At 63.5% G+C, this 23120-nt stretch carries 21 protein-coding genes; 12 read left to right on the forward strand and 9 right to left on the reverse strand.

Annotated elements, in window-relative coordinates; genetic code table 11:
- Position 1 precedes the first annotated feature (1 nt).
- The 4 genes from ccsB to KQH53_09040 all read left to right on the forward strand — a co-directional run bounded on the left by ccsB (position 2) and on the right by KQH53_09040 (position 4483).
- Positions 2-826: a c-type cytochrome biogenesis protein CcsB gene (gene ccsB / locus KQH53_09025; protein MCB2226806.1), complete on the forward strand. Its 825-nt coding sequence runs from the start codon at positions 2-4 to the stop codon at positions 824-826.
- Between the two features lie 101 nt (positions 827-927).
- Positions 928-1563 (forward strand): MBL fold metallo-hydrolase, encoded by a 636-nt coding sequence (locus tag KQH53_09030; protein MCB2226807.1) that lies wholly within the window; start codon positions 928-930, stop codon positions 1561-1563.
- Between the two features lie 167 nt (positions 1564-1730).
- Entirely contained in the window at positions 1731-3965 is a 2235-nt protein-coding gene (locus KQH53_09035; GenBank protein MCB2226808.1) for a hypothetical protein, read from the forward strand.
- A 35-nt stretch (positions 3966-4000) separates the two neighbouring features.
- Positions 4001-4483, forward strand: coding sequence for a hypothetical protein (locus KQH53_09040; protein MCB2226809.1), 483 nt, complete (start codon positions 4001-4003; stop codon positions 4481-4483).
- A gap of 185 nt (positions 4484-4668) precedes the next feature.
- Here the strand turns inward: KQH53_09040 and corA are convergent, their stop codons facing one another.
- Together corA and KQH53_09050 are read right to left on the reverse strand one after the other, a co-directional pair.
- Complete coding sequence (gene corA, locus KQH53_09045; GenBank protein MCB2226810.1) at positions 4669-5736, reverse strand: magnesium/cobalt transporter CorA; 1068 nt, start codon at positions 5734-5736, stop codon at positions 4669-4671.
- A 20-nt stretch (positions 5737-5756) separates the two neighbouring features.
- Positions 5757-7013 carry a glycosyltransferase family 2 protein gene (locus tag KQH53_09050; protein MCB2226811.1) on the reverse strand — a complete coding sequence of 419 codons (1257 nt, stop codon included), beginning with the start codon at positions 7011-7013 and terminating at the stop codon, positions 5757-5759.
- Positions 7014-7430: 417 nt separating this feature from the next.
- On the opposite strand from KQH53_09050, the gene KQH53_09055 reads away from it, so the two are divergent.
- Positions 7431-7916: a hypothetical protein gene (locus KQH53_09055; protein ID MCB2226812.1), complete on the forward strand. Its 486-nt coding sequence runs from the start codon at positions 7431-7433 to the stop codon at positions 7914-7916.
- Positions 7917-7997: 81 nt separating this feature from the next.
- On the opposite strand, the gene KQH53_09060 is transcribed toward KQH53_09055, so the two are convergent.
- The gene (locus tag KQH53_09060) at positions 7998-9173 is read right to left on the reverse strand and encodes a DUF1343 domain-containing protein (protein MCB2226813.1); all 1176 of its coding nucleotides are present in this window, start codon (positions 9171-9173) and stop codon (positions 7998-8000) included.
- Between the two features lie 264 nt (positions 9174-9437).
- Between KQH53_09060 and KQH53_09065 the strand changes: the two genes are divergently transcribed.
- The gene (locus KQH53_09065) at positions 9438-10538 is read left to right on the forward strand and encodes an asparaginase (protein MCB2226814.1); all 1101 of its coding nucleotides are present in this window, start codon (positions 9438-9440) and stop codon (positions 10536-10538) included.
- Between the two features lie 54 nt (positions 10539-10592).
- Positions 10593-11165: a hypothetical protein gene (locus KQH53_09070; protein ID MCB2226815.1), complete on the forward strand. Its 573-nt coding sequence runs from the start codon at positions 10593-10595 to the stop codon at positions 11163-11165.
- A 61-nt stretch (positions 11166-11226) separates the two neighbouring features.
- Here KQH53_09070 and KQH53_09075 read toward each other — a convergent pair whose 3' ends face one another.
- Complete coding sequence (locus KQH53_09075) at positions 11227-12129, reverse strand: prenyltransferase (GenBank protein MCB2226816.1); 903 nt, start codon at positions 12127-12129, stop codon at positions 11227-11229.
- A gap of 130 nt (positions 12130-12259) precedes the next feature.
- Here KQH53_09075 and KQH53_09080 point away from each other — a divergent pair, with 130 nt between their 5' ends.
- The 3 genes from KQH53_09080 (at position 12260) to KQH53_09090 (ending at position 15071) form a co-directional block, all read left to right on the forward strand.
- Positions 12260-13090: a hypothetical protein gene (locus KQH53_09080; GenBank protein MCB2226817.1), complete on the forward strand. Its 831-nt coding sequence runs from the start codon at positions 12260-12262 to the stop codon at positions 13088-13090.
- Positions 13091-13230: 140 nt separating this feature from the next.
- Positions 13231-14061: a mechanosensitive ion channel gene (locus KQH53_09085; protein MCB2226818.1), complete on the forward strand. Its 831-nt coding sequence runs from the start codon at positions 13231-13233 to the stop codon at positions 14059-14061.
- Positions 14058-15071, forward strand: coding sequence for a DUF481 domain-containing protein (locus tag KQH53_09090; protein MCB2226819.1), 1014 nt, complete (start codon positions 14058-14060; stop codon positions 15069-15071). The genes KQH53_09085 and KQH53_09090 overlap by 4 nt, the downstream gene beginning before the upstream one ends.
- 77 nt (positions 15072-15148) lie before the next feature.
- Here KQH53_09090 and KQH53_09095 read toward each other — a convergent pair whose 3' ends face one another.
- From KQH53_09095 to KQH53_09105, 3 genes are all read right to left on the reverse strand, one after another.
- Entirely contained in the window at positions 15149-16603 is a 1455-nt protein-coding gene (locus KQH53_09095; protein MCB2226820.1) for a lytic transglycosylase F, read from the reverse strand.
- A gap of 110 nt (positions 16604-16713) precedes the next feature.
- A complete protein-coding gene (gene cydB, locus KQH53_09100; protein MCB2226821.1) occupies positions 16714-17736 on the reverse strand; it encodes a cytochrome d ubiquinol oxidase subunit II in 1023 nt (340 codons plus the stop codon).
- Positions 17737-17754: 18 nt separating this feature from the next.
- Entirely contained in the window at positions 17755-19071 is a 1317-nt protein-coding gene (locus tag KQH53_09105) for a cytochrome ubiquinol oxidase subunit I (protein MCB2226822.1), read from the reverse strand.
- Between the two features lie 236 nt (positions 19072-19307).
- On the opposite strand from KQH53_09105, the gene KQH53_09110 reads away from it, so the two are divergent.
- Complete coding sequence (locus KQH53_09110) at positions 19308-19952, forward strand: CBS and ACT domain-containing protein (protein ID MCB2226823.1); 645 nt, start codon at positions 19308-19310, stop codon at positions 19950-19952.
- Between the two features lie 73 nt (positions 19953-20025).
- On the forward strand, positions 20026-21210 hold the full coding sequence (locus KQH53_09115; GenBank protein ID MCB2226824.1) for an aminotransferase class III-fold pyridoxal phosphate-dependent enzyme: 1185 nt from the start codon (positions 20026-20028) through the stop codon (positions 21208-21210).
- A gap of 45 nt (positions 21211-21255) precedes the next feature.
- On the opposite strand, the gene KQH53_09120 is transcribed toward KQH53_09115, so the two are convergent.
- Together KQH53_09120 and pspF are read right to left on the reverse strand one after the other, a co-directional pair.
- Positions 21256-21960 (reverse strand): DUF2461 domain-containing protein, encoded by a 705-nt coding sequence (locus tag KQH53_09120; protein ID MCB2226825.1) that lies wholly within the window; start codon positions 21958-21960, stop codon positions 21256-21258.
- 52 nt (positions 21961-22012) lie between these two features.
- Positions 22013-23035 carry a phage shock protein operon transcriptional activator gene (pspF, locus tag KQH53_09125; GenBank protein MCB2226826.1) on the reverse strand — a complete coding sequence of 341 codons (1023 nt, stop codon included), beginning with the start codon at positions 23033-23035 and terminating at the stop codon, positions 22013-22015.
- Between the last annotated feature and the right edge of the window lie 85 nt (positions 23036-23120).

Here is a 23120-nt window from a genome sequence, read left to right on the forward strand (position 1 = left end):
CATGGAAGCCTTAAGCAACCAGATCATCGTGGCGGTCACTTTCGCCCTATTGGGCACCTCGGTGCTCTATTTGTGCGCCTGGGCCTTCAAGTCCAAGGTCTTTGGCTGGGCCGCCTCGGGCCTCAACTGGGTGGCCTTCGCGGCCTTGACCGCGGCCATCGTCATGCGCTGGGTGGCCAGCCACCAGATGGGCATCGGCCACGCGCCCTTCTCCAACCTGTTCGAGTCTCTGGTGTTCTTCGCCTGGACCATCGCGGTGATCTATTTGATCATCGAGCTGGCCACCTGGATCCGCACCATCGGGGCCTTTGCCATGCCCCTGGCCTTCTTGGCCCTGCTCTACGCCCTCACCCTGGACCCGGCCATCAAGCCGCTGTTGCCCGCCCTCAAGTCCAACTGGCTGATCGCCCACGTGATCACCTGCTTCCTAGGCTACGCCGGCTTCGGGGTCTCGGCCGCCCTGGGGGCCATGTACCTGGTCACCGGCCAGGCCAAGGACCCGGCTTCGCCCCGGGCGCTGCTCTTGGACAACCTCATCTACCAGACCGTGGTGGTGGGCTTCATCCTCTTGACCGCGGGCATCGTCACCGGCAGCATCTGGGCCAACAGCGCCTGGGGCACCTACTGGTCCTGGGACCCCAAGGAGACCTGGTCGCTGATCACCTGGCTGGTCTACGCCTCGCTGCTGCACAGCCGCTTCATGCGGGGCTGGCAGGGCAAGCGCATCGCGATGTTCTCCCTGATCGGCTTCGCCTGCGTGCTGTTCACCTACTTCGGGGTTAACTTGTTGTTGAGCGGGCTGCACTCTTACGCCACCGGCAAATAAGCCAAACCAGGGCACTTCGCGCTCAAGCTGGACAGGGGGGCCCGGCTTTGCTAGCCTCTGTTGCAACGGCATAGCGCATCGGTACTAGGGAGAGAAACGGCATGAAAGTTATCCAGATGCTGGTGGGTCAGATGGCGGTGTTCGCCTATCTGGTGGGTTGCGAAAAGACCGGCGAGGCCATCGTGATCGACCCGGCGGGCAACGAGGAAGACATCGTCAAGCGGGCCGAGGACGAGGGGCTGAAGATCGTGAAGATCGTGAACACCCACGCCCACCCGGACCACACCTGCGGCAACGCCAAGCTCAAGGCCCTCACCGGCGCGCCCATAATCATCCACGAGGACGACGCCGAGGCCATGGTCAGCCCCCACTCCCTGGACTTCGCCCGCATGTTGGGCTGTAGCGATATCCCCCGCGCCGACCAGACGGTGAAAGACGGCGACGTCATCACCGCCGGCGAGGAGGTCAAGCTCAAGGTGCTCTCCACCCCCGGCCATAGCGACGGCGGGGTCTGCCTCTACACCCCGGGCCACGTCTTCACCGGCGACACCCTGTTCGTGGGCGGAGTGGGCCGCACCGACCTTCCCGGCGGCTCCTTCCCCAAGATGCTTTCATCCATAAAGAATCAGGTGCTCAGCCTGCCCGACGACACCATCGTCTGGCCGGGGCACCACTACGGGCCCTCCCCCCGCAGCACCGTGAAACAAGAACGGGAGACCAACGAGTTCCTGCGCTAGACCGGCCCGAGACCGACCGACTCCGGGGCGGGGCCTTCCCCCGCCCCGCCGCTTTGCGCGGCCTCTCCGCCTAAAAATTAGGAATTATTCTTGTTGCGCTCAAGGTACAACATGTTGTATCTTGTTCGGAACATAGCACTGCATGTAGCACTGAGGAGATAGCCCGCATGAGCGTGTGGAACCTGCAAGAGTACGTTTTCGCCAGCAAGTACAGCCGATACATCCCCAGCCTCAAACGCCGCGAGAGCTTTGACGAGGCCGTGGAGCGGGTGCTGGACATGCACCGCAGCCACTTCGGGCGCAAGGACCTGGTAATAGAGGACCTTTTGCGCGAAGTGGGTACGGCGATGCAAAAGCGCCTGGTCCTGGGCAGCCAGCGGGCCCTCCAGTTCGGCGGCGAACCCATCCTGAACAAGAACGCGCGCATGTACAACTGCACCACCTCTTACTGCGACCGGCCCCGCTTCTTCCCCGAGGCGCTGTGGCTCTTGCTCTGCGGCTGCGGGGTGGGCTTCTCGGTGCAGTGGCACCACATCGCCAAGCTGCCCGACATCGTCCCGCCCACCCCCGAAACGGTGCGCTACGTGATCCCGGATACCATCGAAGGCTGGGCCGACGCCCTGGGCGTGTTGCTCTCGGCCTACTTCACCGCCGACCAGCCTTCGCCCGAGCACCATGGCCTGACCGTGGAGTTCGACTACTCCCAGATCAGGCCCAAGGGCTCGCCCATCACCGGCGGGGCGGGCAAGGCCCCCGGCCCCGAGCCCCTCAAGCGCAGCCTGGAGCTGATCCGCCAGCTTTTGGACCGGGTGGTGGCCCAAGGCCATCGCCGCCTCAAGCCCATCCACGCCTATGATCTCTTGATGCACGCCTCGGACGCGGTGCTCTCGGGCGGGGTGCGGCGCAGCGCCACCATCTGCCTGTTCTCTCCGGACGACCACGAGATGGCCACCGCCAAGACCGGCAACTGGTTCGTGGAGAACCCCCAGCGGGCCCGCTCCAACAACTCCGCGCTCTTGATCCGCGACGAGACCGACCGCGAGCAGTTCATGGGCCTGATGCAGGCGGTCAAGGAGTTCGGCGAGCCGGGCTTCGTATGGGCCGACCACCGTGAGATCACCTACAACCCCTGCGTGGAGATAGGGCTCTACCCCCAGCTTGACGGCGTTTCGGGCTGGGCCTTCTGCAACCTCTGCGAGATCAACATCGGACAGGTGGACACGGAAGAGAAGTTCGCCGAGGCGGCCCGGGCCGCGGCCATCCTGGGCACCTTGCAGGCCGACTACACCGGCTTCGAATACCTGGGCGAGGTGAGCGAGAAAATCGCCCGCCGCGAGGCCCTGTTGGGCGTGTCCATGACCGGCATGATGGAAAACCCCCACGTGGCATTCGACCCGGACATCCAGCAGCGCATGGCCCAGCTGATCATGGAGGTGAACCTGGAGGTGGCCGCGCGCATCGGCCTGAACCCCGCTGCCCGGGCCACCTGCATCAAGCCCGCGGGCAGCACCAGCTGCATCCTGGGCACCAGCTCGGGCATCCACCCCCACCACGCGAGGCGCTACTTCCGCCGGGCCCAGGCCAACGACGGCGAGCCCATCGTGGACTTCTTCCGCCAGAAGAACCCCCTGGCTGTCGAAGAAAGCGTCTGGGACCCCAACGGCAACAGCGTGGTCATCACCTTCTGCATCGAGGCGGCTCACAACGCCAAGATCCGCAAGGAGCTGAGCCCGGTGGAGCTGTTGGAGCACGTCAAGATGACCAAATCCAACTGGATCGACGCCGGCCGCCGGCCCGAGCGCTGCATCATGCCCTTTTTGAGCCACAACGTGTCCAACACCATCACCGTGCCCGAGGGCCAGTGGGACCAGGTGGCCGAGTTCATCTACGACAACCGCATGTACTTCTCGGGCGTGTCGCTACTCCCGGACGGCGGGGACCTGGACTATCCCCAGGCGCCCTTTTGCGAAGTGCTCACCGCCGAGGAGATCGTGGAGCACTACGGCGTGGGGGCCATCATGTCCTCGGGGCTCATCGTGGACGGGTTGCACGCCTTTGACGACAACCTGTGGGAGGCCTGCGACGCGGCCCTGGGGCGCGGCCACGACCCGGACAGCCTGCTGGAGCCGGGCATGCCCCGCCGGGTGCGCGAGGCGGTGGGCCAGGTGATCTTCGCGCGCAAGGACTGGGTGCGCCGGGCCCACAAGTTCGCCAACAACTACTTCGGCGGCGACAGGCTAAAAATGACCCGCTGCCTCAAGCGGGTGCACAACTGCAAGCACTGGGAAGACCTGGGCCGCGAGTACGTGAAGGTGGACTACACCGAGCTGATCGAGGATTGCGACAACACCACGGTGGAAGAAACCATCGCCTGCGGCGGCGGGGCCTGCGAGATCATCTAGCGTTTGAGAGAGAAGATAGGAGAGGTTTTGAAAAAATGGAAAGACAATTAGAGCCTCTCGAAATAACCAACCCGAATACTGCTTGGGTAAAAAATGAACTAGAAAAACTGTATTTGGAATGGGTCGGGTGGCAGCGGGAGGTGGCTGAGATCAAAGACCAACCTTATGACCAAAATATTCAATTGGATGTTTTTGCCGATGGAGAGGATATGATGCATCGGCATACCATACTACAAGCAAAAACACTTACTTTCCTCAACAACAATATTAGAGGACATGGCTTCGTAGTAGGCTTTGACGGCACGCGAATTGATGACATTACTAGTCGCCTGCGCTATCGGGTAAAGCATAGGATAGCCGACTTAGAGATATTGCGCGCTTCCTTGCAGTACGCAATCGTTCCCGAAGGCTATTTCAAGAAAAAAGGGCGAGAGATCGCAGAGAAAGTAGTTAACAAAAGCATAGAGACGGGAGGGGACATAATCGCGGATTACCTTAAAAACCCGTTTACATCTTGAACCATTTCCCTACTCGAGCTAGAAGACACCGAAAACTTTGACTATAAAAATGAAGAGGTAATCTCCTTCCTTTACTGCTCCCTCCTGTTCGTCAGTTATTGCCTCCTCCCCACGCCCAACGAGAAAGGGCGGGATCGCTCCCGCCCTTCTCTATACTTTCAAAGCCTCTTGTCTTCCGGCCCGCCTCACAGCCACTTCTTGCGCCGGAAGTAGATGAGCATCCCGATGGCCACCACCCCCATGGCCCCCAGGGTGGCGTAGTAGCCCCACTTCCACTCCAGCTCGGGCATCACCTTGAAGTTCATGCCGTAAACCCCGGCGATGAAGGTCAGCGGTATGAACAGGGTGGCGATGATGGTCAGCACCTTCATTACCTGGTTCATGCGGTTGCTCACCGCGGACATGTACAAATCCATCATGCTGGCCAGCGAGTCCCGGAGGCCCTCGGTGGCGTCGATCACTTGAATGGTGTGGTCATACACGTCGCGCAAAAAGGGCTTGGTGGCCGCATCCACCAGGGAGCTCTCGCCGCGCTCCAGCCCGCCCACCAGCTCCCGGAGGGGCCAGATCGCCCGGCGCAGCTTCTGCCCCTGGCGCTTGAGGCGGTGCACCGTGTGCAGCACCTCCTGGTCCGGGTCCTCGTCCAGCTCGTCCTCCACCTCCTGGGTGGCCTCCACCAGCTTCTCCAGCACCGTGAAGTAGTGATCCACCACCGCGTCCATGAGGGCGTAGGCCAAATAATCGGCCCCCAGGCGGCGGATGCGCCCCCGGCCCGAAGCGATGCGTTCGGCCACCCCGGCGAAGGGGTCGCGGCCGCCCTCGGTGAAGGAGAGCACCCAGCCCTTGCCCAGGATGATGCTCACCTGCTGGGCGCTTATCTCGCAGTCCTGATCGCGGGGGCAGTCCAGGTCCTTGAGCACGATGAACAGGTAGTTCTCGAACTCCTCCAGCTTGGGCCGCTGCAGGGTGTTAACGATGTCCTCCTGCACCAGGGGGTGCAGGTCGAAGATCTCGCCCAAGCGGGCTATTACCTCCACCTGGTGCACCCCCTCCACCCGGAACCAGGTGATCTGGGGGTGGGCGGAAAGCTCCCGCATGGTGCCGGGATCGGGCTGGTCCAGCTCTTGGAAGCCCTCGGCGTCGTACTCCAGGACGTGGATGCGGGTGGGACCGTCGAACTCCTGGCCCACGTGCACCAGGGTGCCCGGCGGCAGGGACTCCTTGGCCCCCAGGTTCCTTACCCTTGTGAACAAAGCCCCCTCCCGCGTTCAGCCTATACCACGCAGACCTCTTCCACTCCGCGGTCCCACACCTGAATCAGGTAGTCCTTCTGCTCCTCGAACTTCTGGGCCTGCTCCTCCACCAGGTCCTCGGCCTCGGCGGAAGAAAGCTCCCAGCTCTGGCGCACGAAGCTGGCCACGCGCGCGTAGTAGAGCGGGGTCATCAGGTCCAGCAGCTTCATGCGGTGCTGGCTCCAGGAATGGAAGGTCGCGGCCAACTCATAGAGTATCTGCACCCAGGCCTCGGTGGGAAGATGGAAGTTGTTCACGTCCATCTTGGAGGCCTCTTCGATGTACTGATAGCACTTGCCGCAGAAGATGTCCTTCCACAGGGGCGAGAAGTTCTTGTAGCCGCTCTGGAAGTTCTCGATCATCGCCTCCAGGTTCACCTTCACCGGCTCGGGCTCGTTGCCGTTGCCGTTGCCGAAGGTCTCCACCGGCTCGGAGCCCTCAATCTGGCGCCATACGCTCTGGTAGCGCTCCATGAGGTTGAACAGGGTCCAGAGCACCTGGCGGAACATGGGCCCCAGATGGGAGGCCGGGTCCTTGGCGTCGTGAACCTTTAGCCCCAGGTTGGCCTGGCAGATCTTGAAGCCCTGGGTGATGGCGCTGGTGGTCATCCAGATGTCGATGCCGAAGCGGGCCACCTCGCTCTCCCAGACGTCCTGGTCGATGTAGTACTTGGCCACGTCGCGGCTGATGGCGAAGTCGCCGCCGATGGGCTGGCGGATGCGCTTGCCGTACAGGGCGCGGGTCAGGTTGTAGACGATGTTGTTGGTGATGGTGCCGTCGTATTTGTGCCTGAGGTAAACCGGCGAGACGTATTGATAGCCCTTTTCCATCACCGGGTCGATGAGCGCCTTGACCCAGTCGCCGGTGATGGACCTGAGGTCGCTGTCCACCATGGCGCAGGCCTTGACGTTCAGGCGCACCGCCGCCTCGAACACCGCCCGGAGCGCGCTGCCCTTGCCGGGCACCCCCCGGTAGATGCTTACGATCTTCTCCTGCCAAGGCTTGATCTCGAACTCCTTGGCGGTCTCGCGGGTGTCGTCGGTGGAGCCGCCGTCGGCCACCAGGATAACCGCCCGTTTGTCGCCGTAGTGGTCGGCCAGGCCGTGGGTCACCATCTGAATCACGTGGGCGATGGTGGTCTCGTTGTTAAAGCAGGGGATGCCCACCAGGATGTCGGCCTGGGCGATCTCTTCCAGGCGCTTGTTGGTGTAGCCGCGCAGGGCAGTATAAAAGGGCATACGTGTGCTCATCTCCATATCAAATCGGTTAGCTTTGCCTTTAATGATAGCGGATACGGCTATTTGGCTCAAGTGAACCCCAAAGTTCTCCCGGGTCATGGCAAATTCTAATTATTGCATTTGTTGAAATCATCACTATTTGCATGTAGTGTTTTTAGGACAATAGTAAATAGAGAGCAAACGATGGACCCATCTCTTAAAATCTGTAAAATGTGTAAGAAACCGCAAACCATAGTTCAGTCCCACATCTTCTCTAATCTCCTTTACAAACCGGTCCTCGGCGAACATGGACAATATATAGAAATAGACCCCGGGAACAACAGGAGACATAAGGCACAAGGAGGCATAAAGGAAAAACTATTATGCATAAGATGTGAAACTAAACGTAGCAACTGGGAGAATTATGCAAAGTTCTTCTTGTTCGACAAGAAGGCCTCAAAATGGAACAAAGTTTATCGGGATTTATTTTTGGTCTCGGGCATCAACTATAGCAAACTAAAATTATTTGTATTGTCAAACCTTTGGATGGTTTCTATCTCAAATACAATTCAACGCGCAGAGCCTACTTCTTTGGGGATGCATGAAGACACAATACGTCAAATGTTACTTAACGAAACGCCCGGCCCAAAAGAGCTATATGCAGTTCTTTTCAGAAAAATAAAAGAAAAAATTGGGACAGGACTAATGCTCGCTGATGCTATCAAACAGAGGCTGGAAGGGCATACTTGTTACTATATGGTATTTGGGGGCTACGCTTGGTACGTGATAGTGACAAGCCACAAACTAAACCAAACAATTCATCGGGCAATACTTAGCGAAAAAGGGGAGGCATTGGTCTCGTTAATGCCTATAAAAGAGACGGGTGCCGTCGAAGCCGTCAAACATGTCCACTCAGTAAAATAAAAGAATCATTATTTACGCATTTTTGTTTTCCTGCTGTTTTTTTACCTGCAACTCATTACAAGCACTATAAATCCAACAAAACTACGCGGGGTAGAGCAGAATCGGCCCGATGCGCTCGTCCCATTGGGCCAGGCCTTCGCTCCAGCGGGCCTCCAGCTCGGATGCCAAAGCCCCGTTCACCAGCCTATCCACCGCCTCGGCGTCGCCCAGCAGCAGATCAAGGGGCCGCCGCTCGTGCTCGTACTCATAGGGCGGTTCGCGCAAGGACCACAGGCCGGGTTGGGCCCGGTTGACGGCCCCCAGCAGGGCCAGGGTGGCCCGCAAGGGCTGATAGGCCGCCGGATCGGTGAGGTGTATCTGGAACCCGCCGCACACCTGGCCCGCGAACTTGTGGAAGGTGGGCTCGAAGAACAGGGGCCGAAGGGTGGCCCCGGCCAGGGCATCCGGCTCCAGCGCGGCCATCACCGCGCTTGGGTCCAGGCCCGGCGCGCCGAATATCTCAAAGGGCCGGGTGGTGCCCCGCCCCTCGCTCAGGCTGGTGCCCTCCAGGAGCACCTGGCCCGGATAGACCCGCGCCCCGTCCAGGCAGGGCAGGTTGGGCGAGGGCATGACCCAGGGCAGGCCGGTGGTGGCATGGTCGCCGCCCTGCCAGCCCGCGCAGGCCATCACCTCCAGGCGCACGTCCAAATTGCGTTCCGACACCACCAGCCGGGCCAGTTCGCCCAGGGTCAGGCCGTGCTTCAGGGGTATGGCGTGAGCCCCCACGAAGCTCATCAGCTCGGGCGGCAGGATGGGCCCCTCGGCCCCCCGGCCGATGGGGTTGGGCCGGTCCAGGACCATGACCCCCACCCCGGCCTTGGCGCACTCCTCCAGGCAGGCCACCAGGGTGCTGAAGAAAGTGTAGACCCGGCAGCCCACGTCCACCATGTCCACCAATAGCCAATCCAGCCCGGCCAGCATCTCCGGGGTGGGGCGTCTGGTCTCGCCGTAGAGCGAATAAATGGGCACCCCCAGGCCGGGGTGGGTGGCGTGGTCCGACTCCACCATGTTGTCCTGGCGCTCGGCGAAAAAGCCGTGCTGCGGACCGAAAAGAGCACGAATGCCGCTGGGATAGGCCTGGGCCACCGTCCGCCAGGCGGGGGTGAAATCGGGTAGCACGGCGGCCGGGTTGCACAGCAGGCCCAGGCCGGCGCCGGCCAAACGGGCGGGGGGCTCGGCGGCTAGGCGCGTCAGGCCGGTGGCCAGGGTCTGCGACATATGCTTGACCTCGCGGGTAAATATAAAGATATTAGAGCAGTATAAAAACAAGGGCCCCGGAGCTCAAGCCCCGAGGCCCTTTGGGAGGAGGGGAGGAAAGGTTTCCGCTTTTAATCGGCGCCGGGAGAGGGGGTGTTTGCTACCGCCGCCGAGGGATTGCGGATCGTGTATGGGGTTGATACAGAGCTGAACCTTCCCTCATCTGAAAAAAAGGTAATACCGACTCCTAGAACTGTCAACGTCTAGACGAAAAAAGGTGGAAGCGTGCAGGAATCATTACCAATTTATCGCCATCTTGGGCACCACCATCATCATGATCACTCCCACGAGCACCCCCGGGGAGGCGGTCCCGGCGAATACGCCCCGGCCCTGGCCGAGCTGACCCGCAGCGGCCTGACCGAAAGCGTGCACCGGGGGGCCATCACCGTGGCCGGGCCGGACGGCAAGCGCGTCAAGGGCCTGGGCCATCCCTCCATGCCCACCTTCCTGCGTTCGGCGGCCAAGCCCTTGCAGGCCCTGCCCCTGTATACCACCGGCGCGGCGGCCAAGTACGGCCTGGAGCCCCTGGAGATCGCCGCGGCCTGCGGCTCCTTGAACGGCGAGGATTTCCAACGCGAGGCGGTGGAGAGCATGCTGGCCAAGGCGGGCCTGGGCCCCGAGCTGCTGGACTGCGGCCGGCCGCGCCCCTTGGGCCGCGAGGTGGCCAAGGCCCTGTCCCTGGCCGGGGAGAAGCCCACCACCCTGCACAGCGCCTGCGCGGGCAAGCACGCGGCCATGCTGGTGGTGTGCGCGTCCCAGGGCTGGCCCACCGAGGGCTATCTGGAGATCGGCCATCCGGTGCAGAAGCTGGTGCTGAGCGCGGTGGCCCGCTTCACCGCCTACCCCGCCGAGCAGACCGGCATCGGGGTGGACGACTGCGGGGTGCCCACCTACCGCCTGCCCCTGATGACCCTGGCCGGGGCCTATGCCCGCCTGGCCGCCCCCACTGAGGCCGGCCTGGAGCCCCAGTGGGCCGAGGCCGCCGAACAGATTATGGCAGCCTGCCTGGCCCATCCCGAGATGATCGCGGGCACCGGCCGCCTCTGCACCCGGCTCATGCAGGCCGCCCCCGGCGCCTTCCTGGCCAAGACCGGCTCCGAGGGCACCTACGCCGTGGCCCTGCCCGGCCTCAAGCTGGGCCTGGCCCTGCAGATCGAGGACGGCGCTTTCCGCGCCCTGGGCCCGGTGGTCTGCGAGGCCCTGCACCATCTGGGCGCGCTGGGCCACGAGGCGCTGGACGGCCCCCTGGCCGACCTGCACCGCCCGGTGTTCAAAACCCACCGGGGCGATCCGGTGGGCACCATCAACGCGGTTTTCAGCCTATAGGCCCCGGGCCGGCAAGGCGCGATCTTATGGGGAACCGCAGGGAGAGATAAGGCCATGACGCGAGTCCATGCCCTCCTGTTGCCGCTGTTGCTGTTGGCGTCCCTGCTCTCAGCCGCCTGCGGCGATCCGCCGCCCGAGCTCAGCGAGACGCAGGCCAAGTTCAAGGCCCACCTCCTGGAGACTATCAAGCAGGAGAAGGCCATCTTCATGCCCCTGCTGCTCAACAGCCCGGACCCGGCCAAGGCCCTGCAAGACAATATCGACCAGCAGTTCAAGGAGGCCATCGCCAAGGGCAAGCCCTTGCAGCACGACCTGGCGGTGCTCAACGCCGAGGCCACCATCCTGGCCTGGCGCTCGCCCGACCCCGACGACCTCACCCAGACCTACAAAGGCTATATCGGGCAGAACTACTCCCACTTCAAGAAGCTGGACCCGGTGTTCCACGACGACCGCATCGCCGCCTTCGAGGTCTTCACCCAATACGGGCCGGGCTTCGGCATCTGCGCGCCCATAAATCACGACGGCAAGCTGGCCGGCGCCCTGTGCATCGGCTTTGATTACGACACCATGATCAAGCACCACGGCATGGACAAGTCGCAGCTGTTGACGATCAATTTCAACAAGTGACCCGGCGGGCCCGCCGGGCTTTGGGGCGCCCCCGCGCGGGGCGTCCTTTTTTATTGGGCCGCTAGCCCAGCCACTTGCCCAGGAGGAGGCCCAGGGTTATCAGGATGCCGGTGCTGAAGTGCCCCGCGATGGTTAGCCCCTGGGCGGGCAGGACGGCGGGCGGGTCGTCATAGCTCTTCCAGGCGATGGCCGAGGCCTTTAGGGCCGGGATCAGGCCGCCCCAAGCCAGGTAGAGCCAGGGGGTGAGCCCCCAGCCGTGCACCAGCCAGGCGATGGTGGGGAACGGGGCCAGCATCAGCCCGGCGTAGACCACCCGCGAGCGGGCCAGGCCCAGGCGCACCACCAGGTTGTTCTTGCCCGCCGCCGCGTCGGCCGCCAGGTCCGGGAACTGGTTGATCCACAACACCGCCGTGATCTGCCAGCCCTGCACCAGGCCCAGCCACCAGGTGACCGCGTAAAAATCGCCGCTCAAGACATAGCCGGTGGAAAAGGTGAGCAGCGGGCCGAAGAGGATGAGGATGTCCAGCTCGCCCAGGCCGATGGCCATGAGGGCCAGCGGCCCGCCCGAATAGAGCCAGCCGCCGATGAGCCCCGCCGCGCCCAGGGCCAGGGCCCAGGGGCGGCCCATGAGGGCCAGATAGAGCCCGCACATCCCGGCCGCCGCGAAAAAGACCCAGGCCAGACCGTGCACCACGCCCCGGCTCATCAGGCCGTCCTGGATGACCCGGCTCCCCCCGGAGAACTGGGTGGCCAGGCGGTTGATGGGGTCCGAGCCCCGGGCGTCGTGATAATCGTTGATCAGGTTGGCCCCTGTGTGCAGGCAGCCCACCCCCAGCAGGGTTATGCCCAACAGGAGCCAGGGCATGGGGCCCTGCTCCCACCACCAGGCGGCCACGACCATCAGCGGCAGAAACGAACCGGTCAGAAAGGGAACGCGGGTGGCGCGGACCAAAGCGGGCGGCATGACTCTTCTCCTCCCCAAGGCCCCCCACTTTAGCACGAAGCCGTGCGCACACCGCCAAGCATTTTCCGCCGGCGCGGCCTTTGCCCCTGTATAATTGGGGCCAAACCTTAGGCCGGGGGATAATCGCCAGATGAGCAAAGCCGCCGAGCAAGTCGGTCTGCCCGCCCGGGGGCCCTGGCTGCCCAACGCCCCGGTGCCCCTCACGCGCCGCCTTTCCCTGTATTTCCTCTACGCGGTCCTGGCGCTCAGCCTGTTCAGCGGCAATCTGCATTTCAGCGGCGTGCTGGTGATCCTGGGCTTCGTGGTGGTGTTCCATGTGGCCACCCGGCCCCTCACCTCCGATTTCATGGTGCGCTTCCCCCACTACTTCGCCATCATCCGCATCCTGTTGGTGGTCATGTGCCTGGGCCTGGCCCTGTCCGTCCTGCCCATCCCGGCCCACTGGCGCTCCCTGGAGCAGGTGGCGGTCTCCTCCCTGGCCCTGATCATCACCGTGACCTGGACCATCATGGTGATGATCTATCTGTTCCAGGCCCGCCAGGTGCGCCTGGACACCATCTTCTCCGGGGTGGCCGCCTTCTTCTTGCTGACCATCGTGTGGACCGAGGCCTACAAGGTCTTGAGCTTCTTCCAGCCCCACGGCTTCCACCCCTCCATGTACCCCACCCCGGGCATGGGCGACCAAGTGCACCTCAGGGCCCTTTACTACAGCCTCTCCACCATCACCACGGTGGGCTTCGGCGACATCCTGCCCATCACCGCCACCGCCCAGATCCTCAGCGGCCTGGAGGCCGCGGCGGGCCAGCTGTTTTTGGCCGTGCTCATCGCCCGCCTGGTCTCGCGCCAACTGGCCACCGCCATGGAGCCCATCGCTCCCATCACCCACCGGCCCAAGATGCCCACCGGGGCCCATCTGGCCCGCCGTCTGCGCCGCCAGCGGCGCCTGCCGCGTCTGCGCTGAGCGCGGCGCCTCCACCCAACGCCCAAAAAATACGGCTTTTCCTTGGCCCTGGGGGCCCCTTGCCTTAAAATGGCCCCAAACCGGCCGCGCTTTTCCGCCCCCCATCGGGGCTGTCTTCCGCTAATCAGGGAAGGAACCGCATGGAACAGATAATCGCCGACATCCAGCAATGGGTAGCCCGCTACGGGCTCCAGGTGGTGGGCGCCATCGCCATCCTGGTGGTGGGGCTCTTCGCCGCCAAGCTGGCCACCAAGATATTCCGCAAGATCCTGCGCAAGGCCAAGGTGGACGAGACCCTGGTCGGTTTCGGCGGGAACCTGCTGAAGTTCGTCTTGATCATGTTCGTGATCATCGCCATGCTCTCCAAGCTGGGGGTGCAGACCACCTCGCTCATCGCCATGCTGGGCGCGGCCTCCCTGGCCGTGGGCCTGTCGTTGCAATCCAACCTGGCCAATTTGGCCGCCGGGGTGCTTATCCTCATCTTCCGGCCCATGCGCCTGGGCGAGATGGTGGAGATCGGCGGGGTCTTGGGCAAGGTGGAGGAGATCACCATCCTGGTGACCAAGCTGCGCATGGTCGACGGCAAGCTGGCCATCATGCCCAACACCAAGGTCTTCGCCGACAAGCTGGTCAACTACACCGCGGCCGATCCCCGCCGGGTGGATTTGGTGATCGGCATCGGCTACGACGACGACATCCCCAAGGCCAAATCGGTGCTGGAGCGACTGATGGCCGAGGACGCGCGCATCCTCAAGGAGCCAGCCGCCACGGTAGTGATGCTGGAGCTGGCCGATTCCAGCGTGAACTTCGCGGTGCGCCCCTGGACCAGTAACGCCGACTGGTGGGCGGTCAAATGCGATTTGACCGAAAAGATCAAGCTCGCCTTTGACGCCGAGGGCATCAACATCCCCTTCCCCCAGCGCGACGTGCACATCTACCCCACCCAGCCTCCCAAGGAGCAGGCCTCATGATTCTGTCCCCGGCCCGTTTGGTCCCTTGTTTCCTGGCCCTTTGTCTCTGCCTTTTGGCCGCGCCCGCGGCGGCCGACGTGGTCAAGATGAAAAACGGCGACCGCCTCAGCGGCACCATCGTGGACATGGGCGCCGGCAAGCTGACCCTCAAGACCACCTACGCCGGCAAGTTGATCATCAACTGGAGCGAGGTGGCCGGGGTCGAAAGCGACCAGCCCCTGACCCTGGAGACCACCGGCGGCAAGACCGTCACCGGCCAGGCCCAGGCCGCAGCGCCCGGACAGGTGAAGCTGGCCGGGGCCGAGGCCCTGGAGCTCAAGCAGGTGGAGGCCATCAACCCCGAGGACTTGGATCCCTTGCGGATCAGCGGCCAGGTGAACCTGGGGGTGGACATCAGCCGGGGCAACACCAATAAGCAGAACATCGACACCATGGGCCGCGCGGTGATGACCTGGAAGACCGTCAACCGGGTGGTGGCCGGCTTCGATATCCACCAGGCCCAAAGCAAGGGCGTGGACACCAGCGACAACAGCAAGGGCTACATCGACTACAACCGCTTTATCAGCGAGAAGTGGTATTGGCTGGCCAACCTCAGGGGCGAGCAGGACCGCTTCAAGGGCATCGACTTCCGGGGCATGACCGGCTTAGGGCTGGGCTATCAGATGTGGCGAGGCAAAAAGACCAACCTCTTGTTCGAGCTGGGCCCCAACTTCGTGTGGGAGGAGCAGGCGGGCGGCGACACCGAGGACTACTTCGCCTGGCGCTGGCACATCGGCTACGACCGCTGGTTCTTCAACAAGTCGGTGCAGTTCTATCACCGCCAGACCGGCTTCGTGGCCGTGGACGACTTTACCAACTGGATCTGGAGCGCCAACCAGGGGCTCAACTTCCCCCTGGTCCTGGGCTTCGTGTTCACCACCTCCTTTAACATCGACTACGACAATCAGCCGGAGCCCGGCAAGAGCCGGACCGACAACCGCTTCATCATCAGCCTGGGCTATCAGTTCTAAAACAAGGCGGCGTGAAAAATTCGGCGGCCGGGAGCATCCTCCCGGCCGCCGCGTTTTTTTAGATACAGGCCTTGGGCCTACTTGCGCATCAGGTCGATCACCTCTTGGTAGGAGGCGTCCTTGTCCCGGTCCGAAAGGCGGTAAGACACGTAGTACTTGAGCACGTTGCGCACGTAGTGCACCGGCTCGCTGCTCACCAGGCGCAGGGCCCCGAACTCGCAGTTGAAGAACCATAGGTTGGGGTCGTAGCCCAGCTTGGGGCTGGCCGAGCGCACCCGGTTTATGGCCCCGGGACCAGCGTTGTAGGCGGCCAGGCAGAAGCTGAACTTGGCCATGCCGTTCATGCCCGCCTGGTCGAAGTAGCGCGAGCGCAGATGGGCCATGTAGCTCACCCCTGCCTTGATGTTGTACTCCGGCTGACGCAGCCGCTTGGCCTCTGCCTCCCGGCGCTCTCCCTTGCCCGTGGGCATCACCTGCATCAGGCCCACCGCCCCCCGGTGGGATACGCAGTCCGGGTCCAAGCGCGACTCCTGAAAGGCCTGGGCCGCCAGGAACAGCCAGTCGAAGCCGTACTCCTTGGCGTATTTCTGAAACAGGGGGGCATAGCGTGTGAAGCGCTCCCGCTCCTGATGCTGGTTGGGGTTGTGCAGCCAGCGGTTGTCTTTGAAGTAGCGCTTGAACAGCACGTTGCCGGTGAGGGTGCCTTGGCGGTGCTTGACCAGGAAGCGGTTGAGGCTGGCCAGTAGCTGGGGGCTGTCCGGCCGCACCAGCCAGCCCAGGCCGCCTCCCCGGCGCAGGGCCAGCTTGTGGTGCACCACCAGGTTGGGCATCACCCCGGCCCACGCCCCGGCCACCGGGCTGTCCACCACGGTCAGCGGGGCCACCCCCGCGTTCACCAGGTCCAGGATGTCCTCGTCGGTGAGCAGTTCCGGGGCAAGCACCACCTGGGCCGGTTTGCGTCCCTTGGCCCGCAGCTCATGGTTCAGCTTGGCCAGGCTGGCCAGGTAACTGCTGCCCCGGCCCACCAGCACCCGGCGGCCGCTCAGGTCCTCCAAAGAGGCCAGGCCTTTAACCGAGCGGTGGGAGACCACCACCTCGTCCACCCCGGTGATGTAGGGCTTGGTGAAGACCAGGCGCTTGGCCCGTTCCGGGGTGATGGTTATGCCCGCGGCGGCCATGTCGCCGTAACCCTTCTCCAACAGGGGCAGCACCCGGTCGAAGGGCACGGGGATGAACACCACCTCCAGGGGGGGCAGGTGCTTGGGCCGGTGATAGTTGAGGGCGTGCTGATACTTTTCCAGCAGGGCGTAGTCCAGGCCGTAGGGGCGGCCGTGGCGCAGGAAGAAGTAGGTGTGGGAATACTCGGTGAGCACCCGGATGACGCCCATCTTGCGCATCTGGGGCAGGTCCCGCTTGGCCGGGGAGCCCAGGCTCTGGGCCAGCTCGTCCAGAGGGGAGCCGGGCGGCGCGGCCAGGGCGGCTCCCGCCCACAGCGCGGCCAACAGGGGCAATATGATCAGCAGCTTTTTCATGGCCCGCATTCTAAGCGGGCCCGGGGGCGGGGTCAACGGGAAGCGGCGGCCGGAAGCATCTCTTCCGGCCGCCGCTGGTTTTCAGGTGTCGGGCCCTAGGCCCTGTAAGGCTAGTAGGTCTCTTGGACCAGATCTTCCGCGGTCACCTCGTGACGGAAGGTGTGGTAGACCCAGATCTGGTAGGCGATGACCACCGGCACCATGACCAGGGCCACTCCCAGCATGATCTTGAGGGTCAGGGGGCTGGAGGCCGCGTTGTGGATGGTCAGGCTGGCCTTGGGGTCTATGCTGCTGGGCAGCAGGTTGGGGAACAGCCCCACCACCCCGAACAGGGTGGCGCCCACCGCCACCGCGCTGGAGGAGAACCAGGTGGCCCACAGGGCGCCCTTCTCCAAGAAGAAGCGGGTGCACAGTAGCCCCGCCACCGCGATGAGCGGCACGATCCACAGCACCGGGATGGCCAGGTAGTTGGCGTAGAGGTTGGTGGCGAACCAGGAGGCCGCCAGGAAGGCCACCGCCAAGACCAGCAGGGGCACCCACAAGATCTTGGCGAAGCGCTGGGCCCGCGCCTTCAGCTCCCCGGTGGACTTGATGGCCAGCCACACCGCGCCGTGATAACAGAACAGGCACAGGAACAACAGCCCGCCCAGCAGGCCGTAGGGGTTGAGCAGGGTGAACAAGGTGCCCTTGTACACGCCCTGGGCGTCGATGGGGATGCCCTGGAAGATGTTGGCAAAGGCCACCCCGAACAACAGGGCCGGGGCCGCGCTGCCCACGAACAACAGGATGTCCCAGCCGTCGCGCCAGCTATGGCCGTCCTGCTTGTTGCGATACTCCAGGGCCACGCCCCGGATGATCAGGGCGAACAGGACCAGCATCAGGGCCGAGTACAGGGAGCTGAACATCACCGCGTAGGCCAGGGGGAAGGCCGCGAAGGTCACGCCGCCGGCGGTGATCAGCCACACCTCGTTGCCGTCCCAGAAGGGACCCATGGCCTGGTAGACGGTGCGTTTTTCTTCCTCGTTCTTGGCGATGAAGGGCAGCAGGGTTCCGGCGCCCAGATCAAAGCCGTCCAGCATGAAGTAGATGGCCCACAACAGGCCCCAGAGCACGAACCAAATGGTTTCCAACATGGCTATATCCTCCCTGCCCTAGGCCGCCGCCGGGGCGGGGGCGGGGCCTTTCTTGGCGAAGCGGGCCATCAGCCAGAAAGCCACCGCGCCCAACAGGCCGTAGAAAAGGATGAAGGCAATCAGGCTGACCGCCACTTGGCTCGCGTCCACCGGGCTCACGCCGTCCGAGGTGCGCATGAGCCCCCACACCAGCCAGGGCTGGCGGCCCACCTCGGCCAGCATCCAGCCTGCCTCGTTGGCAATGTAAGGCAAGGGTATGGAAAAGAGCATGATGCGAAGGAACTTGGGATGCTCCAACAGCTTTTTGCGTATCACCCAACCGTAGATGGTCAGGAACATGAACAGCATGCCCAAGGCCACCATGGTGCGGAAGGAGACAAAGGTAAGGAACACCGGGGGCCGGTCCTCTGGCTTGAAGTCACTGAGACCCTTGACCTCGGCCGAGGGATCGTGGAAGGCCAGCATGGACAACGCGCCGGGGATGGGCAAGAACTCCACTAGGTTGCCCTCCCCGCTCAGCTTGGGGATGACAAAGGCGTAGATGGGCGCGGACTTCTCGGTCTTCCAGTGGGACTCCATGGCCGCCAGCTTGGTGGGCTGGGTGGCCGCCACCTCGGCGCCGTTCAGGTGCCCCTGCACCACCTCGAAGATGGAGAAGAGAAGGGCGAATGCCAAGGCGATGCGGAAGCTCTTGGTGAAGAAAGATATGTTGCGCTTTTTCAGCAGATGATAGGCGCTGATGCCCATGACGAAGAAGCCGGCCAGGATGTAGGCCCCGCTCACGGTGTGGATGAACTCAATCACCGCGAACTTCTGGGTGATCACCGCGATGAAGTCGTCAAGCTCGGCCCGGCCGTTCCTGATGGCGTAACCCACCGGGTGCTGCATCCAGGCGTTGGCGCTGATGATCCAGTAGGCGCTCAGGTTGGAGGCGAAGGCCACCAGCCAGATGGCTACCAGGTGCAGCTTGGGGGAGATGCGCTCCCAGCCGAAGACCCAAACCGCGATGGCGGTGCTCTCCAGGAAGAAGGCCAGGGTGGCCTCGATGGCCAGGAGAGAACCAAAAATATCGCCCACGTAGGCCGAGTAGCGGGCCCAGTTGGTACCGAACTGGAACTCCAGGGTGATGCCGGTAACGATGCCCAGGCCGAAGTTGATCAGGAACAGCTTGCCCCAGAACTTGGCCATTCGTTTGTACTCTTCGTCTCCGGACCGGTACCACTTGGTCTCCATGATGGCTACCAGGATCGATAGCCCCAAGGTCAGGGGGACGAAAAGGAAATGGAAGAAGGTGGCTGCGGCGAATTGCAGCCTCGAGAGTATTAGGACCTCCATCTGCTTCCCCTTTCAAGGATCAATAATAGAAACTATTACTGAAACTAAATAGCCCCGGAACCACCCTTTTGTCAAGCCCCAAGGCTATTGTTATTAGTGTAAAGGAATTGCCGAGGAGAAATTAGGACTTTTTTGGCCGCCGCGGCCGGATGGGCTTGGGGACCGGGGCCGGGGTGTCATATAATGACCTACCGGCGCTTCCGCGCCGCCCTACCCCGCACGCCTGGAGGGAGCTCATGAAGGTAAGGCATTGGATGACCCCCGACCCGCTCACCGTATCCCCGGACACGCTGCTGCTCGACGCCCAGAAGCTGATGAACGAGAAGAAGATCCGCCGCCTGCCGGTGGTGGACAAAAAGGGCCGCCTTCTGGGTATGCTCACCAGCCGCCACATCCTGGGTGCCATGCCCAGCGGGGCCACCACCTTGAGCGTGCATGAGATGTACTCCCTTCTGGACAAGCTCAAGGTGAGCGAGGTGATGCAGAAGAACGTGCAGACCGTGGGGCCCGACGACCTGGTGCAGGAGGTCATGCTTAGGGGCCACAACGAGGGCATCGGTGCCTATCCGGTGGTGGAGAACGGCAAGCTCATCGGCATCGCCACCGAGAGCGAGATATTCAACGCCCTGGTGCGCCTCATCGGCTCCAGCGAAGGGACCAGCCTCATCGAGCTGGCCAACGTGGAGCTGGCCAAGGAGGTGGGGGCCACCGGCCGCATCGCCTCGGTGATCGAGAAGCGCGGCGTGCCGGTGGAGGCCATCTTCACCGCGCCCCACCGCTCCAGCGCGGGCAACCACGTCTACATCCGGGTGCGCAGCGCCAACAAGTCCGGCTTGCAGGCCGACCTGGACGCGGCCGGCTTCAAGGTGGTCCTGAACTAAAACCGGCCGGCCGCGAGGCCACTCGGCAAGCAGACAGCCGACCCCGCCGGGTCAAGAGAGTAATCACCTAGGAATGACGAGTCTTTTAGGCTACCCCGGCTTCAGCTTGGACCTGCCCCCCATCGTGCGGGCGGAAAACGCCTGTGTCTACGATGCCGAGGGCAAGCGTTACGTTGATTTGGAATCAGGTATTTGGTGCACCGGCATGGGGCACCGCCACCCCCGCGTAGTCCAAGCCCTGACCCGGCAGGCCGGCCGGATATGGCACGCGGGATATTCCTACAACTCGCCGGTGGTGGATGAAGCGGCCCGGGAGCTCCTGGAATTAACCGCCCATGCCGGCGGCAAATGCATATTTTTATGCTCCGGCAGCGAGGCGGTGGAGTACTCGACCCGGGCGGTGCGCCAGGTGATTCGCCGACCGCTTATCCTGACCTTCACTGACTCTTACTTCGGGGCATACGGCGACGCCCACCGCAAGAGTGGAGACGAGTGGTTCCTTTTTGATTGGGGCGACTGCGCCCGTTGCGCCCCAGACCGTGTTTGCGGCCCGGATTGCCCTGCCTGGCAAAAGATCCCCTTCCCCGAAATCGGCGGTTTCCTTTTCGAGCCCGGCAGCTCGTCCGGCCTGGTCCGCTTTCCTCCCTCCAAGCTGGTCAACGCCCTGGCCGGGCAGGTGAAACAAAACAATGGCTGGCTCATGGTCAATGAAGTCACCACCGGCCTGGGCAGAACCGGGGAATGGTTCGGCTACAACCATTACGGCCTGACTCCGGACGCGGTGGCCCTGGGCAAAGGGCTGGGCAACGGCTACCCGGTGAGCGCGGCCCTACTCTCCCCGGACTTGTCCTCCGCTCTGGAGGAAGACCCGGTGCACTATGCCCAGTCTCATCAGAACGATCCCTTGGGCGCGGCAGTGGCCCTGGCGGTCCTGCGCGCTTTAAAAGAAGAAGACCTCATTGCGCGGGGCCGCGGCATTTCGCGGCTATTGCTGGAGGGCTTGGCCGCTGTCAAAGAAGCTACCGGCAAGATCAGGGAAATCAGGGGGAGGGGCCTCATGGTGGCGGTGGAGCTAGACGGCGACAAAGACGCCGCCTTCACCGCCCAGGTGCGGAGGGGCCTGCTGGACAAGGGCTATATTGTGGCGCAACGGCCCGGAATGAACGTGATCCGCCTGGACCCCGCCCTCACCATAGAGGAGGCCGAGATCACTGGCTTCCTGTCCGCTTTGCAACAGGTGCTGGAGCAATTAACCTAGCCGGCACGGCCGGTGGATTAGCGGTCTCGTGATCCCTGCTTTGCCTTAGCCAGCCGCCCGCCGGGTCATGGCCACCAACCACTGGTGGATAGGCAGCATGGCCTGATAGTGCGGCAGGCACCAGTCGGGCAGCTCGCTGGTGTAGAACTCGGGCGGAATCTTGAACTCTTTGCCCGCCCACACGCCATCGTACTTGAGTAGCTCGGCGCGGGGGTGGTCCTTGGCATAGCCCCGGGGCACCCGCTTGTAGCGGGGCCCGCCCAACTCGTAGCCCGCCTCGGCCACCTTGGCCATGGCCTTTTCCAAGGCCGGGCCGTACTTGTCGCTGGCCGCCGCATCGCGATAGGCGGGCAGCATCTCCTTGGGAAAGCAGTACATGCCCACCCCCAGCATCACGCTGGGCGGCTCCAGCTGGAAGTAGAAGCCCGAGCACTCCATGCGCTTGCCCGGCCCCTCCCACCACCACAGGCCCATGTGGCGCTTGTAAGGCGTCTTGTCCTTGGCGAAGCGGGTGTCCCGGTTGATGCGGAACATGCTCTTGTTCACCCGGGGGTCGGCCTTCACCTGGGGGGCCATGCCTTGGAGCAGCGAGCCCATGGCGGTCACGAACTCCCGGTTGGGGGCCAGGACGTGGTCGTCGTAGATTTTGCGGTTTTTTTCGAACCAGGCCTTGTCGTTGTGCTTGGCCAGGTCCTGCCAGAACTTAACCGTCTTCTTGCTATAGCCAACGAAATCGTCCTGCAGGACCATGCGCCTCTCCCGGCCAAGGGTGAATCTCTATGCAAATAATATGAGGCCGGAATCAGAGGCTGTCCACTCCGCCGTACTTTTTCAAAAGGCCGCGCAGCTGGTGATAGGTCAGGCCCAGGGCCCGGGCGGCCTGCCGCTGGTTGAAGCGCGCCTCGGCCAGGGCCTGCTTGAGCAGCCCGCGCTCAAAGGCGGCCACCGCCTCCTTGAAATCGCCCGGCAGGGGCGGCGGGGGCGGCGGGGCTTGGGGCGATGGGGCCACGGCCGGAGCGGCGCCCTCCCCGGCCGAGGCAAAGGGCGAGGCGAACGGGTCCAGGTCCAGCTCGTCGATCAGCGGCCCCTCGGCGCGGTACACCGCCCGCTCCACCACGTTTTTGAGCTGGCGCACGTTGCCCGGCCAGGCGTGGGCCGCGATACGCTCCCGCATCTCGTGGCTGAAGCGGGGCGGCTCCTCGTGGCCCAGCTCGGTGGCCATGCGCGCGGCGAAGTGCTCGGCCAGGAGCAGCGCGTCGCCCTCGCGCTCCCTGAGCGGCGGCAGGGTGAGCACCTCAAAGGACAGGCGGTCCAACAGATCCTGCTTGAAGCGCCCCTCCCGGGCCAGGGCGGGCAGGTCCGCGTTGGTGGCCCCCACGATGCGGACATCCACCTCCACCGGGCGGCTGCCCCCCACCCGCTCGAACATGCCGTACTCCACGGCCCGGAGGATCTTCTCCTGGGCGGTCAGGGGGATGTTGCCGATCTCGTCCAGAAACAGGGTGCCCTGGTGGGCGCTCTCGAAGCGCCCGGCCCGGCGTCCGGCCGCCCCGGTGAAGGCCCCGGCCTCGTGGCCGAACAGCTCGTCCTCGATGAGCGAGGGGGCCAGGGCGGCGCAGTTCAGGGTGACCAGGGGCTCGCCCCAGCGGGGGGAGAGGTAGTGCAGGCGCGCGGCGGCCAACTCCTTGCCGGTGCCCCGCTCGCCGATGATCAGGACCGGGCGCTCCACCCGGGCCGCCCGGGACAGGGCCTCCTGAAAGGCCAGGAAGGACTCGCTCTGGCCCAGGGTGTCGCCCGGCGGCGGGCTGGGGATGCTCGCGTTCATACGGTCATTTTTACACCAAATTAGTCATTTTGACTATCTATTAGTTTTCCGTGTCATGCCTGTCTGGATCGCCCGACAATAGCCA

This window comes from Desulfarculaceae bacterium (assembly GCA_020444545.1).
GTDB lineage: Bacteria > Desulfobacterota > Desulfarculia > Desulfarculales > Desulfarculaceae > Desulfoferula.

Bases quoted from the DNA above. Each gene is read 5' to 3' on its own strand.
- KQH53_09080 (MCB2226817.1), top strand. From the start codon at position 12,260: ATGAGCAAAGCCGCCGAGCAAGTCGGTCTGCCCGCCCGGGGGCCCTGG.
- pspF (MCB2226826.1), bottom strand. From the start codon at position 23,035: ATGAACGCGAGCATCCCCAGCCCGCCGCCGGGCGACACCCTGGGCCAG.
- ccsB (MCB2226806.1), top strand. From the start codon at position 2: ATGGAAGCCTTAAGCAACCAGATCATCGTGGCGGTCACTTTCGCCCTA.
- KQH53_09075 (MCB2226816.1), bottom strand. From the start codon at position 12,129: ATGCCGCCCGCTTTGGTCCGCGCCACCCGCGTTCCCTTTCTGACCGGT.
- KQH53_09095 (MCB2226820.1), bottom strand. From the start codon at position 16,603: ATGAAAAAGCTGCTGATCATATTGCCCCTGTTGGCCGCGCTGTGGGCG.
- KQH53_09085 (MCB2226818.1), top strand. From the start codon at position 13,231: ATGGAACAGATAATCGCCGACATCCAGCAATGGGTAGCCCGCTACGGG.
- KQH53_09090 (MCB2226819.1), top strand. From the start codon at position 14,058: ATGATTCTGTCCCCGGCCCGTTTGGTCCCTTGTTTCCTGGCCCTTTGT.
- KQH53_09115 (MCB2226824.1), top strand. From the start codon at position 20,026: ATGACGAGTCTTTTAGGCTACCCCGGCTTCAGCTTGGACCTGCCCCCC.
- cydB (MCB2226821.1), bottom strand. From the start codon at position 17,736: ATGTTGGAAACCATTTGGTTCGTGCTCTGGGGCCTGTTGTGGGCCATC.
- KQH53_09060 (MCB2226813.1), bottom strand. From the start codon at position 9,173: ATGTCGCAGACCCTGGCCACCGGCCTGACGCGCCTAGCCGCCGAGCCC.
- KQH53_09070 (MCB2226815.1), top strand. From the start codon at position 10,593: ATGACGCGAGTCCATGCCCTCCTGTTGCCGCTGTTGCTGTTGGCGTCC.
- KQH53_09050 (MCB2226811.1), bottom strand. From the start codon at position 7,013: ATGCCCTTTTATACTGCCCTGCGCGGCTACACCAACAAGCGCCTGGAA.
- KQH53_09030 (MCB2226807.1), top strand. From the start codon at position 928: ATGAAAGTTATCCAGATGCTGGTGGGTCAGATGGCGGTGTTCGCCTAT.
- KQH53_09105 (MCB2226822.1), bottom strand. From the start codon at position 19,071: ATGGAGGTCCTAATACTCTCGAGGCTGCAATTCGCCGCAGCCACCTTC.
- KQH53_09040 (MCB2226809.1), top strand. From the start codon at position 4,001: ATGGAAAGACAATTAGAGCCTCTCGAAATAACCAACCCGAATACTGCT.
- KQH53_09110 (MCB2226823.1), top strand. From the start codon at position 19,308: ATGAAGGTAAGGCATTGGATGACCCCCGACCCGCTCACCGTATCCCCG.
- KQH53_09035 (MCB2226808.1), top strand. From the start codon at position 1,731: ATGAGCGTGTGGAACCTGCAAGAGTACGTTTTCGCCAGCAAGTACAGC.
- KQH53_09120 (MCB2226825.1), bottom strand. From the start codon at position 21,960: ATGGTCCTGCAGGACGATTTCGTTGGCTATAGCAAGAAGACGGTTAAG.